The organism is Roseibium sp. HPY-6, assembly GCF_040530035.1.
In the GTDB taxonomy this organism is placed as follows: Bacteria; Pseudomonadota; Alphaproteobacteria; order Rhizobiales; family Stappiaceae; genus Roseibium.
This window is the reverse complement of sequence record NZ_JBEWCD010000001.1, coordinates 1,583,386-1,601,429: the sequence shown is the minus strand read 5'-3', so window position 1 is coordinate 1,601,429 and position 18,044 is coordinate 1,583,386. Positions and strand designations below refer to the sequence as shown.

Genomic DNA, 18,044 nt, shown 5'->3' with positions numbered 1-18,044 from the left:
GACAGGTCACTCAAGCGTCTCGTAGAGGGAGGAAGGCGTGAAAAAAACGACAACAGCAATTGGCTCGGCGGCGATGCTGATATTGGTCCCCGGACTTGCCATGTCGGGCCCTGACGATGATAGCCTGACGATCAATGGCGATATTTCGATCGTCACGGAGACCGAGGCCCCGGCGCACGCGGAGAACCTCTCGACAATCTATTCCGGTTGGCGGTTTCGCTCCGACGAAACCCAGGCATTCCAGATGGACGATTTCGACAATCCCGGGATGATCGGTGTCGAAAACGCGATGGTGAACTGGGAAACGGTCGACGGATCTGCGGGAAAATCCTGCGCGGGCTGTCATGGTGCGCCTGAAGACATGGCAGGCGTGCGTGCGGTTTACCCGAAGTGGAACGAGGACAAAGGCAAGGTGACCACCCTGGAAGTGGAGGTCAACAATTGCCGCGAGAACCGCATGGGTGCGGAAAAATGGAAATACACCGGTGGCGATATGACCGACATGGTGGCTCTGATTTCCTCGGTTTCCCGTGGCATGCCGGTCAATGTCGCCATTAACGGTCCTGCAAAGGAGACGTGGGAGCAGGGCAAGGAACTCTACTATACGCGCACCGGCCAACTGGAGCTTTCCTGCGCGAACTGCCATGAAGACAGTTATGGCCTGATGATCCGCGCGGATCACCTGAGCCAGGGGCAGATCAACGGTTTTCCGACTTACAGGCTCAAGAACACCAAGCTGAATTCCGTGCATGCCAGGTTTAAGGGCTGTGTCCGTGATACGCGCGCGCAGACCTTCAAACCCGGGTCGCCGGAGTTCATCGCGCTTGAGCTTTATGTTGCCTCCCGCGGAAACGGTCTGAGTGTCGAAGGTCCGTCCGTCCGCAACTGATGCCTAAGGGCCTCTGCTTGTCGCTGAGGCCCTTTTTGCAATGTGAAATATTCACTTATGCGCATATGTTTTAAGGAGCGCCCAGTAATATGATATCGCGTCGCGATTTTCTTCAGGTTGGAATGGCTGCATCAGCGGTCGTCGGCGCTTCGGGCTTCGGCAATTGGGCACGGCTTGCAGCGCAGCAGGCGCTGACCCAGGATCAGCTTCTGGAGTTCGACACCTTCGGAAATGTCTCGCTTATTCACGTAACTGATATCCACGCTCAACTGAAACCGATCTATTTCCGCGAACCATCGGAAAATATCGGCGTCGGAGATAATCGTGGCGCCGTGCCGCACGTAACCGGTGCGCAGTTCCGCAAGCTCTACGGGATAGCGGATGGCAGTCCGAGCCACTATGCCCTGAGCTCGGGCGACTTCGCGTCACTGGCCAAAGGCTATGGCCGTGTCGGTGGACTGGACCGCGTCGCAACTGTCATCAAGGCCATTCGCGCAGATCGTCCAGACGCGATCCTGCTCGATGGCGGCGATACCTGGCACGGCTCCTACACCTGCTACAAGACGGCGGGGCAGGACATGGTCAATGTCATGAATGCACTGAACCCGGACGCCATGACGTTCCACTGGGAATTCACTCTCGGCAGCGACCGCGTTACCGAAATTGTCGAAGGCCTTCCCTTTGCGGCGCTTGGCCAGAACATTTTCGATGTCGAATGGGACGAGCCAACGGAGCTTTTTCCGCCTTACAAGATGTTCGAGCGCAGCGGCACCAAGGTCGCGGTCATAGGGCAGGCCTTTCCCTATATGCCGATTGCCAACCCGGGCTGGATGTTCCCCGAATTCGCGTTTGGCATCCGTGATGAAAACATGCAGGCAATGGTCGACGATGTGCGCGCGGAAGGCGCGGAATGTGTCGTTGTCCTGAGCCACAACGGGTTCGATGTCGATAAGAAGATGGCGACCGTGGTCAGCGGGATCGATGTCATCCTATCGGGTCACACCCACGATGCACTGCCGGAGCCGGTGCTGGCGGGCAAGACCATCATCGTTCCCTCCGGGTCGAACGGAAAATTTGTGAGCCGCGTCGATCTCGACATTCGCAACGGACAGCTCATGGGCTACCGGCACAAGCTCATTCCGGTTTTCTCCGACGTTATTGAACCGGATGCAGAGGTTGCCGCTCTCATCGATGAACAACGTGCGCCGTTTCTTGCCGAGTTGTCTGAGGTCGTCGGCAAGACCGACAGCCTGCTTTATCGCAGAGGCAACTTCAACGGCACCTGGGACGACCTTATCTGCGATGCGTTGCTGTCTGAACGCGATGCCGAAATCGCGCTCAGCCCCGGTGTACGCTGGGGGCCGTCGCTGATCCCTGGGCAGGAGATCACGCGCGAGGACATCTTCAACGTTACTTCGATGACCTATGGCAAGGCCTATCGCACCGAAATGACGGGAGAATTCCTGAAAGTCGTCCTGGAGGATGTTGCGGACAACATCTTCAACTCGGATCCCTATTACCAGCAGGGCGGCGACATGGTGCGCACCGGCGGGCTTGGCTACACAATCGATATCGCCCAGCCGCAGGGCAGCCGCATTTCCAACATGACCCTTCTGAAGACCGGTGAGGCGATCGATCCGTCGCGCTCGTACGTCGTGGCCGGATGGGCCAGTGTGAATGAGGGCACGGAAGGACCGCAGATCTGGGACGTCGTTGAAACTCACATTCGCAAGCTCGGCACGGTGACGACACAGCCGAGCAACAGCGTTGAAGTCATTGGTGCATAGTTTAGGCAGGGAGTCCTCTTTGATGGACGCGAAAACCAGAACATCCCGAAGGTCCTTTCTGAAGGGCAGTGTCGCGATCGCAGGCGCGTCGGTGGCCGGAGCGGCAAGCGCAACCGAGGCCGATCCGCTGATCACTGAGGTTCAGGACTGGGCATCGATCACCGGCGCCGGCGTGGATGAAACGCCCTACGGCATGCCGATCAGTTTCGAAAAAGATGTCGTCCGCCGCAATGTCGAATGGCTGACGGCCTCACCTATTTCTTCGATCAACTTCACACCGATACACGCGCTCGACGGGACAATCACGCCCCAGGGATGCGCATTCGAACGCCACCATTCCGGTGCGATCGAGCTGCGCAAGGAAGATTACCGGCTCATGATCAACGGGTTGGTCGATAAGCCGCTTGTGTTCCAGTACACGGATCTGGAGCGCTTCCCGCGAGAGAACCACGTCTATTTCTGCGAATGTGCCGCCAATACCGGCATGGAGTGGGCGGGAGCCCAGCTGAATGGGGCGCAGTTCACGCACGGCATGATCCACAATATGGAGTATACCGGCGTTCCGCTTCGCACGCTGTTGAATGAGGCAGGCCTTGGCGCGGCCGGTGACCTCAAAGACAAGTGGGTCTACGTCGAAGGAGCCGATGCTTCGTCGAATGGCCGCTCGATCCCGATGGAAAAGGCCCTGGATGATGTCCTTGTGGCATTCAAGGCAAACGGTGAAGCCCTGCGCATGGAGCACGGCTACCCGGTTCGCCTCGTGGTGCCGGGGTGGGAAGGCAACATGTGGGTGAAGTGGCTGCGCCGCATCGAGGTGACCGACATGGCGGTGGAAAGCCGCGAAGAAACCTCGAAATACACAGACGTCTACGAGAATGGCACCGCTCGGAAGTGGACCTGGGTGATGGATGCAAAATCCGTCATCACCTCTCCAAGCCCGCAGATGCCCATTCCGCACGGCAAAGGCCCCCTTGTCATTTCGGGGCTCGCCTGGTCCGGCCACGGCAAGATCACGCGGGTCGATGTCTCAAGAGATGGCGGCATCACCTGGCGGACGGCCCGGCTTGGAAAGCAGGGCGACACCAAGGCCCTGACCCGGTTCTATCTGGACATCGACTGGGACGGAAACCCGATGCTTCTGCAATCGCGCGCGATGGACGAGACCGGCTACGTCCAGCCGACGAAACAGCAACTGCGGGAAATGCGCGGCGAAAACGCCGTCTATCACAACAATTGCATCCAGACCTGGTTCGTGGATGAAAACGGGGTCGCCGAGAATGTCGAAGTCTCTTAACCAGGTTTTTCTTCCGGTCATCGGTGGTACGGCTCTCGCGCTTTCGGCCGCGCTGTTGTTCGCCAATATGGACTACGGACAGAAAAGAATCGGATCGCTTGAAAAGCGCGTGGAGCAGGTTTCCCTGCAAGCCGAAACGGCGAACAGGCGGGCGGACGAAGAGGCGGCTGTCGTATCAGAGTTGAGAGACAAGATCGCGGAAATCCAGGAAGCAGCCGCTGCGCGTCAGGCAAACGCCGCCGATCTGACCGAAGTTGCCCCGGGTAACGACGGCAAGTTCGGTCTTGGCCGGGAAGCACAACCTGCGGAGGTTGCGGCATGGGACGTCGACGTGCTGCCCGACGGACGGGGTCTGCCGGAAGGCAAGGGTGACGCCTACTGGGGCGAGGAAGTCTTCGCGGAAAAATGCGCGTCCTGTCATGGGGATTTCGCTGAAGGCGTGGACAACTGGCCGGTTCTTGCAGGCGGGTTCGACACGCTTGGCGACAAGGATCCTGTAAAGACCGTTGGATCCTACTGGCCGTATCTTTCTACGGTCTGGGACTATGTGCATCGCTCCATGCCGTTCGGCGAAGCGCAGACGCTCACCGCCGACGAGACCTATGCAATCGTCGCCTATATTCTTTATTCGAACGATCTCGTAGATGACGACTTTGAACTGAGCCACGAGAATTTCGCCGAGTTCGAGATGTATAACAAGGACGGGTTCGTGATCGATGACCGTCCCGAGCTTGAATATGCCAAGTGGCGCGGCGAGCCCTGCATGGAGAATTGCAAGCCGAGCGTCGAAATCACCATGCGCGCGACGTTTCTCGACGTGACACCGGAAGACGGTGGCGAGTCGGTCATGAACCATGCAACGGCAGACGACACGCCGACATTCGTCGCTGCTGCACCTTCCACCGGGACAGATGCCACTGCCACAGAGGAAGCGCCGTCGGCTGCGGCTTCGCCTTCTGTCGATCCCGCACTGGTGGCTTCCGGCGAAAAGGTTTTCAAGAAATGCAGCGCTTGCCATGCGGTTGGCGTGGGCGCCAAGAACAAGTCCGGGCCACATCTGAATGACCTGATCGGCCGCCAGATGGGTTCCGTGGAAGGATACAAGTATTCCAAGGGTTTCGTCGCTGCCAACGAAGAAGGCCGGGTTTGGGATGAGGTGGCGTTGGCAGAGTTTCTGGCAAAGCCCAGGTCCTACATGAAAGGCACGAAAATGGCCTTCTCCGGGCTTAAGAAACAGAACGATCTTGATGCCATTACGGCTTATCTGAAGTCGATCGGAGAGTGAGGAGAGATGCGCCTCGCTCCACTTTTCCAGGTTCTCGCGGTCTCGCTGCTTTGCACGGCGGCAGCGGCCGATGAGTTCGGAGATCCCGTCGCCGGCGAGGCGGTATTCAAAAAATGCAAGAGCTGCCACATGGTGGGCGACGGCGCAAAGCATCGTATCGGTCCGCATCTGAACGGTATCTTCGGCCGGCAGGCCGGCACGCATCAGGACTTCCGGTATTCCAAGGCGCTTGTACGCGCCGGGACCGGCGGACTTGCGTGGCATGCCGATACGCTGGATGCGTTCATGGAAAAACCAAGGGCGCTTGCAAGCGGGACGCGCATGAGCTTTTCAGGCCTGAAAAAGCCCGCTGATCGGCTCAATCTCATCGCTTACCTGCGCACGTTTTCCGACGATCCGGCCAACATTCCGGAAGCGGACCCGACAGCCACTCCGACGGATCATGATCTTGATCCGGACATACTCGCGCTAAAAGGAGATCCGGAATACGGAGAATACCTCAGTAGCGAATGCACGACCTGTCACCAGGCCGACGGCGCGGATGACGGCATTCCGTCGATCGTGCTGTGGCCGGAGGAAGACTTCGTCGTCGCCATGCATGCCTACAAGAACAAGAAACGCGCGCACCCTGTCATGCAAATGATGGCCGGGCGGCTCAACGCGGAAGAGATCGCGGCGCTGGCAGCCTATTTTGCCGCGCTTGAACAATGACAGTGCATTTAGGGAGGAAGAAATGACACTGAACAGAAGGCAGTTTATCGGTACAACGGCTGCAATGGCAGCGGTCCTGTCCGCTCCCATGGTCAAGGCGCAAGGAACACCGCGCGTTGTCGTGGTCGGCGGTGGTGCCGGCGGTGCCACTGCGGCACGCTATCTGGCCAAGGACAGCAAGGGGGCGATCGACGTCACGCTGATCGAGCCGACCCGCAAATACTACACCTGCTTTTTCTCCAACCTCTATCTCGGCGGGTTCAAGGAAATCGAGGATATCGGACATACCTATGGCGGTCTCGCCGCAGGTGGTGTCAACGTGGTCCATGACTGGGCGGTTGGCGTCGACCGGGACGCCAAAACGGTCGCATTGGCTGGTGGCGGATCGGTGCCTTATGACAAGCTCATCCTGAGCCCGGGTATCGACTTTGTGGAAGGGGCTGTCGAGGGCTGGGGCTTGAGCGCGCAAAACGCGATGCCGCATGCCTACAAGGCGGGTTCCCAATCGGAACTTTTGAAGGCACAGCTGATGGCGATGCCGGAAGGTGGAACCTTTGCAATGGTCGCACCACCGAACCCCTTTCGCTGTCCTCCGGGCCCCTATGAGAGGGTGTCGATGGTGGCGCATTTCCTGAAGCAGAACAATCCGACCGCGAAAATCATCGTGGCCGATCCGAAGCCGAAATTCTCCAAGATGTCTCTCTTCCAGGAAGGTTGGGCGAACCACTACGAAGGCATGGTCGACTGGATCGGCGAAGACTTTGGCGGTGGCAATGTGTCCGTCGATCCGGGCGCTATGACCGTCACCATCGATGGCGAAGAGACAAAGGTAGACGTCTGCAACGTCATCCCGGCCATGAAGGCCGGGCGCATCGCCGATCTCGCCGGTGTCACGGATGGCAATTGGGCGCCGGTGAATGCCGCGGACATGTCAACGAAGGCAGACGCAGATATCTACGTTCTTGGCGATGCCTCGAGCCAGGGCGACATGCCGAAATCGGGTTTCTCCGCCAACTCGCAGGCCAAGGTCTGTGCCAATGCCGTGCGCGGGGCGCTGACCGGATCCAAGGTCTTCCCGGCGAAGTTCTCCAACACGTGCTGGTCGCTGATCGCCCCAGATGACGGTGTCAAGGTCGGTGCCACCTATGAGGCTACGCCGGAGAAAATCGCCAAGGTCGACGGTTTCATCTCAAAGACAGGCGAAAGCGCGGACCTGCGCAAAGCGACCTACGAGGAGTCCGAGGGCTGGTACACCGGCATCACCACGGACATGCTCGGCTGATCCTGATTTCCGCGTCCCGGCACGGACATAGCTCAATGCACGGGGCGCGGCCGCATGCAAAGCTTGCTCGTCACAATGGAGGATAAGGCTATGAAACCCCTACTACTCGCGGCAGCTCTCGGACTTGCTCTCAGCTCCCCTGCGACTGCCGAAAAGCCTTTCACATATTCATTTGACGGATCCTTTGAGGATGCGACCTTTGCTGTCGAGAGCGCCATTGTGGGTCAGGGACTGGTCATAGACTTTGTCAGCCATGTCGGTGAAATGCTCAATCGGACCGGGGCCGATGTGGGCAGCGACGCCCAGATTTTCAAAAACGCCGACATCTTTCTGTTCTGCTCCGCCGTGATCTCGCGTCAGGTGATGGAAAAGGATCCGATGAACATCACGCATTGTCCTTACGGTATTTTCGTCATGGAGACAGAGGACGGCGTCACGATCGGGCATAAGGATTATCCCGACGGATCGATGCAGGCAGTCGAAAACCTGATGCAGCAAATCGTCGCCGAAGCGGTTGGCAATTAAGGCTTACCAACAACAAACGGTCTCTCTAATGACTGACAGGCATCGCCTGAATAAAGCCTGATCAGGCGCGTTCGCTGTCACTGCGTTTGGTCTATTCAAATTCCATTTGCGCGAAGACCCTGCCGGCATTCCTGGTGGCCAGTTCTTCGAATGTGTCCAGATGGGCATAGGGCGACTGGTCGATATAGTAAGCATCGGCGAGCTCGCCGCCGTCTTCGAGGTGGGCACCGATCTTTTTGCGCAAGTAGAGCAGGTAGTCGCGGGTGTAGCGGCGCACCTGCGCCATATTTGTCGGATGGCCGTGGCCCGGAATGACATAGGTGGCGTTCAGCGCTTCAAATCCCGTTTCCCAGGTCTCCAGCCAGTCGGCGACAATCGTGTCTTCGAAAATCGGCAGCATGCGCTCGTGAAACGCCATGTCGCCCGCGATCACCAGGCCTTGCTCCGGCAGCCAGACCTGGGTGTCGCCGGGCCCGTGGGCTGGCCCGAGGTGAAGGACTTCGATGCGGAAATCGCCCATCTCGATGACATGTTTATCTTCAAATGTTTGGGTTGGCGGCGCGACGAAAGTGCCCTCAGCCTTGTCCCGATTGTACCGTTTCATGGCTTCCAGAATCTGGTTGCCGCGTTCATCTATTTCATGCGCTGCGTCGACATGGGCCAAGATCGGCACGCCTTGTTCGGACCAGTAGGAGTTGCCAAGCATTGCGTGTCCCTGGCCATTCTCGTCGATGACAAGCTTGACCGGCTGATCGGTGACCGCTCTGATTTCCGCGTGCAATGCCTTCGCGAGGACGTAGGCTGCGCCTCCGTTTATCACGATGACACCGTCGCCGGTCACAATGAAACTGAGGTTGTTGTTGTGGCCTGAGTTTTCGTAAGTCGGGGGAGCCGTTGCACCAATGGCTGACCAGACATGGGGGATGACCTCCACAGGTTTTGAATAAAGCGCGGAGCCCGGATACTGGTCGGAAATGTCTTCGCTGGCATGCGCAGAAACGCCAAGGCAAGCGGAGAGGAACAAGCCGAAAAGACGCATTAGGAAGCCTCCGGAAGAAAACGGAATGTATTGCCCGTGCGCTCAACCCGGCCAATTCCACCGCCTGGCAAATGAAAGCCGGCGATCTTGAGATCATCGGCGACAATCCGGTCCAGAAGCGCAATGCGTGTCGAGGCTGCGACCTCTGCATCCTGATCCGACCCGCTCGGCCACTCTGGCCGCATGAAGGCGACGTGGTGGTTGCCGATGGCGTCGCCGATAACGAGTGCGGCCTCAGAGCCGCTTCGAACCTCGAAGCTCATGTGACCGGGCGTGTGCCCGGGTGTGGAAACGGCGCGTATCCCCGGCAGGATTTCCTCGCCGCCTGAAAAGAACACGACCGTGTCTTCGATGGCCTCGAGCCGGCGCCTAGCACCGACGGCCATGGCAACACGCGCTTCGCCGATCGTGTCGACGGTCTCCGGGTTCCACCAGTAATCCCACTCGGCACGGCCGATCATGTAAGTTGCGTCAGAAAAGAGAGGGTCGTCGAATTCATCGAGCAGCCCCCAGATGTGATCAGGGTGCGCGTGTGTGAAAACGACATGGGTGATGTCTTCCGGGGCAACGCCTGCCTGTTCCAGCCCTTCCACCAGTTTGCCGGCCGAGGACTGGAAATCGGGCCCGGCGCCGACATCGAACAAAACTGTGTTGGTCTCATCCCTGTAAAGCGAGACATTGCAGTCCGGCTGAAGGGTCTGCCCTGAAATACCGGCTTCCTGCAGCAATGGTATGAGTTGGTCCTGCGGCATTGGATCGAAGACAAATCCACCAGGTATCGTCAAATGCCCGTCCCGGATGGTTGTGAGCGTCCCAGGGCCGATGGAAATTTCGGCCATCGCAAACTGGCTTAATTGCGCGGAAAGAGGCAAGGCAGCACACCCGGACAGAAAGGCGCGGCGGGACAGAGACATGACGAGGCTCACAATTTAAATTCTTATATATGAATATGTATTATAAAGTGTCGCTGTGCAAGACTCGCCGGAAGTGTCCAGCCCATTCCCCGAGCACGTTGAGTGGCTTTCCAGCGCTAAGCCTGCCGCTCCTCCGGTTTTCTCCCCAAGGCGCTTTCCACAAAGTGCGCCAAGTTCGTCCTGGCCATCGCTTTCCGATGTGAGCCTTTTGATCGCGTGCGGGCGATGAAACCACCCAGGCCATGGCAATGATATCGGGGACCATCTCCCAAGAACTGACACTCTTCCTTTGAAGAGGTTCGCCGTAAGGTTCCGGGAGACGGAGATTGCGGAAGCGTCAACGCCAGGTTCCGAGACGAGCTTCCGGATAGCGAAATCTTCCAGAGCCGGAAGGAAGCACAAATCTTCATCGAACAGTTTTGGAAGCAGTACACTATCAAGCGCCAGCACAGCGCTTGGGCTAACGACCGCCGACACCAGCATCCAACACCTCAATAAACCAACGGCCATGCATGCACCAACGATCACATCGGACCATTTAACGTGGGCTGGTCGCGCGCGCTTTTACATGAGTAGCTCATCGAACAACTGGTCTAGCCGACCGGTTTGCATCTGACTGGATTTACCAATCGCCACTATCTTCGTTTGACGTTGGTTGTCACCAAACCCTTTGTTTTCCATGGAGGCACGGCGGCCGACCAAGTGAAAGATGTTCGCACCTGACTTTTCACCATCAAAGAACAGCTGGCCTTTTGCCCGAAAGCAAAGATCAGGCAGCCGTTTTGCAAATTCCATAAAGCGATCGCGGCTGATCATCCTGTATGTCTGGCGGGACCAACTGACGTAGCCATGATGGTTCGATACGGATGATTGGCCGGGTTGAAAATTGGATGTAAAGTCCCGGTCAACCTTGTTGAGTATCATGCCTGTGGGGCACCGTCCGTAGGCGCTTTCGATGATTGTCGCATATGGACTGGCGGATTTCAGGGTCGACACAGTCGCCTTCAAGGCGCTGCTACTGACAATGTCAGTCTTGTTGACGATGATGCAGTCGGCAGCCGCCGCATGATCGATAACTAACTCAGTTTCTTCGAAGTCAGATGTCTGAAACTGCTCCGCATCGACCAGATACACGCGGTTGTCGAGGCGCACTGTTCCAGTCTGCTCAAGCATGAGAATTGAACTGTCTAAAGCCCGCGGGTCCGAGATCCCACTGGCCTCTATGATAAATGCTGAAGGTGTTTCATCTTCGTCTAGAAACGTTTTGATGCCCTGGATCAACTCTTCATTGAGCGTGCAGCAAACGCAGCCATTTTTTAGTGAAATTCGGCGTTCATCGGCCGTTTCAATAAGATCATAATCGATATTGATCGCCCCGAAATCGTTGACGAAGACAACGACACGTTCATCGTCAACCTCCTTCAAAATCCGGTTGATCAACGTCGTCTTTCCCGCGCCCAGAAAGCCCCCTACGGTTACGACCGGTACTCTATCTATCGACGGGTCATGCATCATAAACCCTCTCGCCAGCCAGCCAGGTCTGGAGCACTTTTATGTCCGATAATTCCTCCGGCTTTGTCACAAGCGGATCACTTTCCAGGACAACAAAGTCGGCATGTTTTCCAGGCGTGATCGATCCAAGCACATCGTCCTTGCAAATCTGGTACGCGGCATCGATGGTCACCGCTTTCAACGCGGCTTCGACATCAAGACACTGCTCCGGACCAAGACAGCGTCCATCCCCAGCGCGCCGGGTCATTGCGGCTTTCATCAGCTCAAGACATGATGGATCTGTCATCGGCGTATCAGCGTGTAAGGAAATGCGCATTCCATGCTTAACGGCACTGCCGGCCGGGACGTAATGAGCAGCGCGTTGCGGTCCGAACAAAACGTCTTCGATGGGTGCGCCCCAATGAGTGATATGATTTATGAAGAAGCTTGAAAGAACACCCATCTTTACGGCGCGTTCAACCTGATCCTCACGCATCAACGCGCAATGTTCGAGCCTGAACCGATGGTCCGGTTTGGGGGTCTCGTCAAGAACGCTCTCCAGTAGATCAAGAACCATGTCGATGGTTCTGTCGCCTTGCGTATGGATGGTCATTTGCCAGCCTTGGCTGACGTAGTTTCGCACCATCTTCTCGAAGAATTCCTGCGGGTAATTCAATCCTCCAGTATGGCCCGGACGCAGGTCCATGCGATCCAGTGTCACCTCATTTTCAAGATAAGGCTCTGTCAGCCAGATATTGCCAATGAAGGGTGATCCGTCCGCATGAATTTTTACGCCAGCCATCCAAAGACGGTCCTCGCCAACCTTCATGTCATCAACGTTCATGTCTGGCGTGACTGCTTGCTGGTAGGCGGCAATGCGCGGCATTGGCCAGCCCTTCTTTAACGCGCTGAGGTAATAGGCTTTGTAAAACGGCAGATAGAGATGTTCCGTTGTTGTCGTGATGCCGTTTTGGATAAAATCCTCAATTGAGGCTTTGAACTCGTCATTCAGGCGATCATCGCCCCAGGCCTCATAAAATGTCTCTATCGCTTGCCACGTAATTGCTTCGGCGATCTTACCACTTGGCTTGCCGCATGGATGGCGCTCAATAATCGAGCCGGTCGGCGTTGGGGTGTTTTCATCAATCCCGCACGCGTCAAAGCCGGCAGAGTTCATAAAAAGCGCATGGCAATTGGACGTCTGAATACCCAGAGGGTTGTTTGGCGCGACGTCATCCAACTGCTCCCGCGTCGGCGCTTCGAACCCATCATGAAGCTGCGCGTCCAACCCGAAGAAAAGGAGATGCTCGCCCGGTAGGCTTGCCGCGACCCGGCGCTTGATCTTACCCATAACAGCTTCAAACGAGGGAACGGTTTCTGCCCGGATATCTACGACAGGAGCGCCGCGTGTCTTGGCTGACCAAAGTGGATGCGAATGCGCATCGATGAAGCCGGGCAGGAGAAACTTTCCCTCAAGATCGACGCGCTCCGCTACCTCGCCCGCCTGGGTTTCACAATCTGCCATGGTCCCAACCTTGACGATTTTGCCATCTGCAATCGCGACAGCTTCTGGCGATTGAAACGCCTCATCCACTGTCGTGATCTTGCCGCCGAAGAAAATCGCCCGGGTCACTTATCACCTGCCGCGGAGTAGGTATGTGTCATCTCCCCGGCCTTTTTCTGTGCTGCCAGAAATTCATCATTGGAAAACAGAGGGATGATCTTGTGATGCTTTGACATTCCGCTGGCGTCCGCAAGCATCATGTTGGCCGCAACTGATGTCATATCGGGCATCTCGTAAATGAAAATCATGTCGAATTCACCGGCGGTGCCATATGCGTGGAGAAGTTTTCCGCCCATGGCAGCGACCGCGTTTTTCGAAACTTCCGCACGGTCGCTCACGGATTTGAGCATCTCGGCTTTCTTGTCATTTTCGTATTTGATCATCATCAACACTGTGATCGACATCGTCTTACCTTCTCTTTCCTTGAATGATGCGGTCGAGGATCATGGCGCAGACGAGGATCGCAAGGCCGGCAAGGATCCCTTGTCCTTCCGAGGCATATTGCAAGGCTTCGAGCACGTCTTCTCCGAGCCCCTTTGCGCCAATCAGAGAAGCGATGACAACCATCGCGAGCGACAGCAGAATCGTCTGATTAATGCCTGCCATGATTGACGGCATGGCGAGCGGTATGTCGACCTTCCAAAGCAGGTACCTTTTGTTCGCACCAAAGGCCATTGCCGCTTCGCGAACGTGTTCCGGCACGCCCCGCAAGCCAAGAACAGTGAGGCGCACCACCGGAGACCCGCCAAAGATCATTGTTGCGATGATAGCGGCCGGCTTTCCGGTGCCGAAGAAAGCGATAACCGGGATAAGATAGACAAACGCCGGCATTGTCTGCATGAAATCCAGGACCGGTCGCACAAAGGCATAGAGGCGAGGATTGCGTGCACAGGCGATGCCGAGCGGAATACCAAGTGTGATCGAAATGCAGGCAGCTGTTCCGAGCAATGCCAGCGTTTTCATGCTCTTGTCCCAAAAGCCCAGATATCCGAGATACGCAAGGCCCGCCCCGGTGAATATCGCGGCCCTCCAACCGGCTGACAGACCGGTAAGCAGGATTATGAACCCGCCCATGACGGGCCATGGGGTCTCAACGAAGATAGTCTCAAGGGCGTCCAGGACTGTCCGAATACCAAAGACCAGACTGTCAAAAAACCACTCCGAAGAAATCGCCGCGCTTGCCATCCATGCCTTGATGGCTTCCGCGACCGATGACTGCACTTGCGGGTCTGAGGGAAAGGTTTGCAGGCTCGGCACCTGATCGGGGAACCCGAACTTCAAAGAGCAAGTCAGATAGGTGAGGGCGGCAAGTGCGGCTGCCAAAGCAAACTTTTGCGGGGTCAATCCAGAGCCAATGGACCGATCTGATAGCCATTTGGAATAGCGTGATTGAAGGGCTGAGTTTGCGAGACCTGCCTGAATTGCTTTGACGACGAAAAGACCGATCAAACCAAAAACAATAAGCTGCATTGCGGTTGCGTTTGCGGCAGCGGCATCCGCCTTGAGGCCTTCCACGGCCCGTTCAAGCGACGCAATCGCGTTCTCGAAACCGGCAACCTTGTCGGGCGCATTTTCTTTCGCCTCGGCCAATTGAGTGTAACGCTGTTCGAGTGTTGCCTCGATGCCCGGTAGCCGAGCCAAAATTGGCGCGCCTAGATCGCCCCAGATCCCTCGGGCGAGTTGAACAACAGCTAAGGTTTCCAGTGCCACAAAGGGTAAGAAATACGACCAGAGGCTGCGCATGCCATACCAAATGGAACCGAGCAGGAAGGCCGCCCAGTTCCAGGTGAAGGTGAACCCGCGCTTGTCACCTATCGACTTAAACTGTTCCTCATAATAAGCGTCATTGACCGAAACAAACTGCTTAACGGTGCTGTCCGCGGAAGTATCGGCGGGAACGGCTATGTGATCTGTTACAGCTGTCATTGGTCCTCCGTCCCCTTTATTACGCCGTTGAGGATGTCGTTCTTTGTGATGACGCCCATCGTGCCGATGTCCTCATCTTTGACGAGGATCGCGCCTTCAGTGTTTGCTGATTTGACAATGATCTGGCGCAGCGTGTCGTTGCCCGAGACGGTCAAGGCATCCTCTGGCAGTTTGCCGTTCAGTTTTTCGAACTCGGCCAGAGGTTTGGCCAAGCTGTGGCCGCGAATAAGATTTATTCTCGAAATCCCGGCGACGAAATCCATGACGTAGTCGTCGGCAGGATTCATGATGATCTCTTCTGGTGTGCCAGTTTGGACGATCACACCATCTTTCATGATTGCGATGCGATCTCCGATCCGAACGGCCTCTTCCAGGTCGTGAGTGATAAAGAGTGTTGTTTTGTGCATCTTGTCGGCGAGCTTCATGAACTCATCCTGCAACTGCCGCCTGATCAGCGGGTCAAGTGCACTGAACGGTTCATCCATCAGAAGAACGTCGGCGTCGGCCGCGATGGCCCGGGCAAGTCCCACACGCTGCTGCATTCCGCCTGATAACTCGTGTGCGAACTTGTCTTTCCATTCAGCCAATTCAACAAGCGCAAGCGCCTCCTCTGCTGCTTTCCAGCGTGCGTTTTGTGAATACCCACGTATTTCAAGCGGCATTGCCACGTTGTCGCGTACGGAACGATGCGGCAGTAAGCCAAAGTTCTGAAAGACCATCGCAATGTTCTCATTGCGCACCTTGAGGAGTTGTTCTTCATCAAGTGACATGATGTCGACACCACTGACTTTTACTTTGCCCGCCGTCGGTGCCAGGAGGCGGTTTACATGTCGAACCAGCGTGGACTTCCCGGAACCTGACAAGCCCATGATGCAGAAGATTTCGCCCTGATTGACCTTGAACGTCGCATCAGCTACTCCAACCACGCAATCAAACTGTTCAAGCACCTCCGCCTTTGTCAGGCCGTCTTTTTGAATTGCAGCCATCGCGTCGTGCTGCCGTGAGCCGAAGATTTTCCAGACCCCTTCGAGATCGATCACGGATTGCAGGTTTTGCCGTGGTTGGTTGGTCAAACGACCCCCTTGCCGCGCTTGAGTGCGCATCTTTTGCTGATTTTTTTTCTGCGTGTGCCTGCCGGCGCGACAGGAGCCGCGCCGGCGGACCTTGGGAGGTGAGACCTAATTCAGTCCCAGCCAAGCATCGACACGGTCGGAATTCGCCGCGATCCACTCGCGAGCGACGTCTTCACTTGACCGTTTTTTCACGACTATTTCGTGCGTGAAATTATTCACGCTGTCGGTGTCCATATCGATGTTTGCGAGGAATGCAGCCACGCTTGGTGTGCGCGTTTCCAGAGACTTGGAATAGCCGACATGTATCGTTTTCGGCTTGTCGCCGGTTTCGACCTTGGAGTTCTCAAACCACTTCGGATCTTCTGCGGGCTGCTTCATGTTGTATTTTGCCGGGTCATATGCCGGCTCGTCCAGACGGACCATATCGAACACAAACCAGTTGTAGTGGGGTGCATAGCAATAGAATGCGTAGCCTTCACCCTTGTTCAGAGCGTCTGAAATTGATGCCGTCGCAACTTCTTCTTCGGCTTCGATCGGTTTGAAGAAGTTGGTGATGCCGTAGTCGCGCACCTTAACGGAGTTGATCTTGGTAGATGCCCAACCAGGAGCTCCAACCCAAATGTCGCCCATTCCGTCGCCGTCTCTATCCATCAGCTGGGCGACTTCGGGAGTCGCAAGATCGAACACGCTCTTGATGTTGTTCTCTTCTGCGAACTTTTTTGGAGCGCAGAAAGCTGAAAAGCCTTCATAGCTGCCGTTGCTCAGTGCAACGGATTTGTTCTGATCTACATATTCATCTGTAAAGTTTGACTGGTTTGGCAGCCAGACGTCTGGATGGACGTCAATTTCGCCCTTACCGCGATCCATCGCTTTGAAAATAACGGCATTCGTTCCTGGTACCAACTCAGCTTTGCCGCCGAGCTTATCCTCAATCACGACTTTGATGAGACCTGCCATGGCACGTCCACTAGCCCAATTCGGTTCAGCGACTTTCACCACTTCCTGGGCCATTGCGCCCACTGCAGTACTCATAACAACTGTTGCTGACAGGGCCAGCGACTTGAATTTACCCATGAAGACCTCCCACAGGTTGGTGAGTTCAACTTCGGTTGACATGTCAGAGTTATCTTGTGACATTTCAATTCTGAAATGTTAACTCATATTGCTAACATGTCAAACTTGTGAAACAAGATTGTTCGGAGTTGCCGCCGATTTGGGCAGTTGACTAGTAATTGTTGGGCAGGAGACATGGGCTTGGCAGAAGGTGCAAATGGCGCGGTCCATCGCAAAGATGAAGCCTTCCGGGACATCGAACGCATGATTGTAAACGGTGACCTGGAACCCGGCCGATGGGTTTCCGAGACCGATCTTGTTGAGGTTTCAGGTCACACACGTGCGCCCGTCAGATCTGCCATTCAACGCCTTGCCGACGAAGGTCTTCTTGTCATTGTGCCAAGACGCGGCGCGCAAATCGTCCCGATTGATCACACCGAACAGTTTCGCGCACTTGAGTTGCGACGCGTCGTTGAGATGCTGGTTGCAAGATCTGCTTCCAAACGGGCAACTCCTGCCCAACGAAAAAAGTTTGCGGAGATTGCAAACGGTTTTAGAGAAACTGCAATTTCGACTGAACAGTCCATCATGACCGAATTGGATGCTCAGTGTTTTGCATTGCTGATAAGCGCTTCCGACAACAGATTTGCCGCCAGGGCGCTTACCTCCGTCAAGGGACTTTCAAGGAGGTTTTGGGTATTCAATCAGGAACAATATGGTGACGTAAAGAAGATGGCGACAGCTCATGCCGCCGTCGCGGATGCCGTTTCCAGGGCTGATGAGAAAGCTGCAGAGATCGCCGTTTCGGAGCTCATTGACTATGTCGAGGAATTTACGCTCGCTGTTGTTGGGTTTGACATTGGCAAGTCGAAGACCGGTTGATGCACTCAAAACCGCACGTGAAGCAACCCGTTTCCTGAGTGTCTGGAGTGCCAGGCTGATTTTCGCAAGACGAGATGTTTTTTCTGACATGGGTCGAGGAACACTGTTTTTGCAGCCTTAGAAATTGATAAAGACATCGAGCCAGCCAACGAGGAATTCCCCCATTGCCGGATCAGGATGACACGCGCTGGAGGCTGGATTTGGTAACGTGGACCCTCTACCGCCACTACCCCGTGCGAGCGCAAGCTGCCCCTTGTTGGCTTTGCCTTCACGCAAGCAATTGTTTAGATTGGATTGCAGGTAGTCCTCGTTGCCTGCGGCCAGCAAAA

Annotated in this window: 16 protein-coding genes and 1 pseudogene; 9 read left to right on the top strand and 8 right to left on the bottom strand. The window is 55.9% G+C overall.

What is annotated here, in order from left to right:
• Positions 1-37: 37 nt before the first annotated feature.
• The 7 genes from soxA to ABVF61_RS07565 all read left to right on the top strand — a co-directional run bounded on the left by soxA (position 38) and on the right by ABVF61_RS07565 (position 7,773).
• Complete coding sequence (soxA, locus tag ABVF61_RS07595; RefSeq protein ID WP_353992908.1) at positions 38-889, top strand: sulfur oxidation c-type cytochrome SoxA; 852 nt, start codon at positions 38-40, stop codon at positions 887-889.
• A gap of 89 nt (positions 890-978) precedes the next feature.
• A complete protein-coding gene (soxB, locus tag ABVF61_RS07590; protein WP_353992907.1) occupies positions 979-2,676 on the top strand; it encodes a thiosulfohydrolase SoxB in 1,698 nt (565 codons plus the stop codon).
• A gap of 22 nt (positions 2,677-2,698) precedes the next feature.
• Entirely contained in the window at positions 2,699-3,970 is a 1,272-nt protein-coding gene (soxC, locus tag ABVF61_RS07585) for a sulfite dehydrogenase (RefSeq protein WP_353992906.1), read from the top strand.
• Positions 3,954-5,255 carry a c-type cytochrome gene (locus ABVF61_RS07580; RefSeq protein WP_353992905.1) on the top strand — a complete coding sequence of 434 codons (1,302 nt, stop codon included), beginning with the start codon at positions 3,954-3,956 and terminating at the stop codon, positions 5,253-5,255. Before soxC ends, ABVF61_RS07580 begins: the two co-directional genes overlap by 17 nt.
• A 6-nt stretch (positions 5,256-5,261) precedes the next feature.
• A complete protein-coding gene (locus tag ABVF61_RS07575) occupies positions 5,262-5,966 on the top strand; it encodes a c-type cytochrome (RefSeq protein WP_353992904.1) in 705 nt (234 codons plus the stop codon).
• Between the two features lie 22 nt (positions 5,967-5,988).
• Positions 5,989-7,248 (top strand): FCSD flavin-binding domain-containing protein, encoded by a 1,260-nt coding sequence (locus ABVF61_RS07570; RefSeq protein WP_353992903.1) that lies wholly within the window; start codon positions 5,989-5,991, stop codon positions 7,246-7,248.
• A gap of 90 nt (positions 7,249-7,338) precedes the next feature.
• Entirely contained in the window at positions 7,339-7,773 is a 435-nt protein-coding gene (locus ABVF61_RS07565) for a DUF302 domain-containing protein (protein WP_353992902.1), read from the top strand.
• A 91-nt stretch (positions 7,774-7,864) separates the two neighbouring features.
• On the opposite strand, the gene ABVF61_RS07560 is transcribed toward ABVF61_RS07565, so the two are convergent.
• On the bottom strand, positions 7,865-8,812 hold the full coding sequence (locus tag ABVF61_RS07560) for an MBL fold metallo-hydrolase (RefSeq protein ID WP_353992901.1): 948 nt from the start codon (positions 8,810-8,812) through the stop codon (positions 7,865-7,867).
• Positions 8,812-9,726, bottom strand: a complete 915-nt coding sequence (locus tag ABVF61_RS07555) for an MBL fold metallo-hydrolase (protein ID WP_353992900.1) — start codon at positions 9,724-9,726, stop codon at positions 8,812-8,814. The genes ABVF61_RS07560 and ABVF61_RS07555 overlap by 1 nt, the downstream gene beginning before the upstream one ends.
• A 336-nt stretch (positions 9,727-10,062) precedes the next feature.
• Between ABVF61_RS07555 and ABVF61_RS07550 the strand changes: the two are divergent.
• A pseudogene (locus ABVF61_RS07550) lies at positions 10,063-10,224 on the top strand (integrase core domain-containing protein); the annotation flags it as partial.
• A gap of 66 nt (positions 10,225-10,290) precedes the next feature.
• On the opposite strand, the gene ABVF61_RS07545 reads toward ABVF61_RS07550, so the two are convergent.
• The 6 genes from ABVF61_RS07545 to ABVF61_RS07520 form a co-directional block, all read right to left on the bottom strand.
• Positions 10,291-11,241 carry a CobW family GTP-binding protein gene (locus ABVF61_RS07545; RefSeq protein ID WP_353992899.1) on the bottom strand — a complete coding sequence of 317 codons (951 nt, stop codon included), beginning with the start codon at positions 11,239-11,241 and terminating at the stop codon, positions 10,291-10,293.
• Positions 11,231-12,850: an amidohydrolase gene (locus tag ABVF61_RS07540; protein ID WP_353992898.1), complete on the bottom strand. Its 1,620-nt coding sequence runs from the start codon at positions 12,848-12,850 to the stop codon at positions 11,231-11,233. The genes ABVF61_RS07545 and ABVF61_RS07540 overlap by 11 nt, the downstream gene beginning before the upstream one ends.
• Positions 12,847-13,185 (bottom strand): GYD domain-containing protein, encoded by a 339-nt coding sequence (locus tag ABVF61_RS07535; RefSeq protein WP_353992897.1) that lies wholly within the window; start codon positions 13,183-13,185, stop codon positions 12,847-12,849. Before ABVF61_RS07535 ends, ABVF61_RS07540 begins: the two co-directional genes overlap by 4 nt.
• 4 nt (positions 13,186-13,189) lie before the next feature.
• Complete coding sequence (locus ABVF61_RS07530; protein WP_353992896.1) at positions 13,190-14,707, bottom strand: ABC transporter permease; 1,518 nt, start codon at positions 14,705-14,707, stop codon at positions 13,190-13,192.
• Entirely contained in the window at positions 14,704-15,810 is a 1,107-nt protein-coding gene (locus ABVF61_RS07525; protein ID WP_353992895.1) for a quaternary amine ABC transporter ATP-binding protein, read from the bottom strand. The genes ABVF61_RS07530 and ABVF61_RS07525 overlap by 4 nt, the downstream gene beginning before the upstream one ends.
• Positions 15,811-15,885: 75 nt before the next feature.
• Positions 15,886-16,896, bottom strand: a complete 1,011-nt coding sequence (locus ABVF61_RS07520) for an ABC transporter substrate-binding protein (protein WP_353992894.1) — start codon at positions 16,894-16,896, stop codon at positions 15,886-15,888.
• A 138-nt stretch (positions 16,897-17,034) separates the two neighbouring features.
• On the opposite strand from ABVF61_RS07520, the gene ABVF61_RS07515 reads away from it, so the two are divergent.
• A complete protein-coding gene (locus ABVF61_RS07515) occupies positions 17,035-17,715 on the top strand; it encodes a GntR family transcriptional regulator (RefSeq protein WP_353992893.1) in 681 nt (226 codons plus the stop codon).
• Positions 17,716-18,044: the final 329 nt, after the last annotated feature.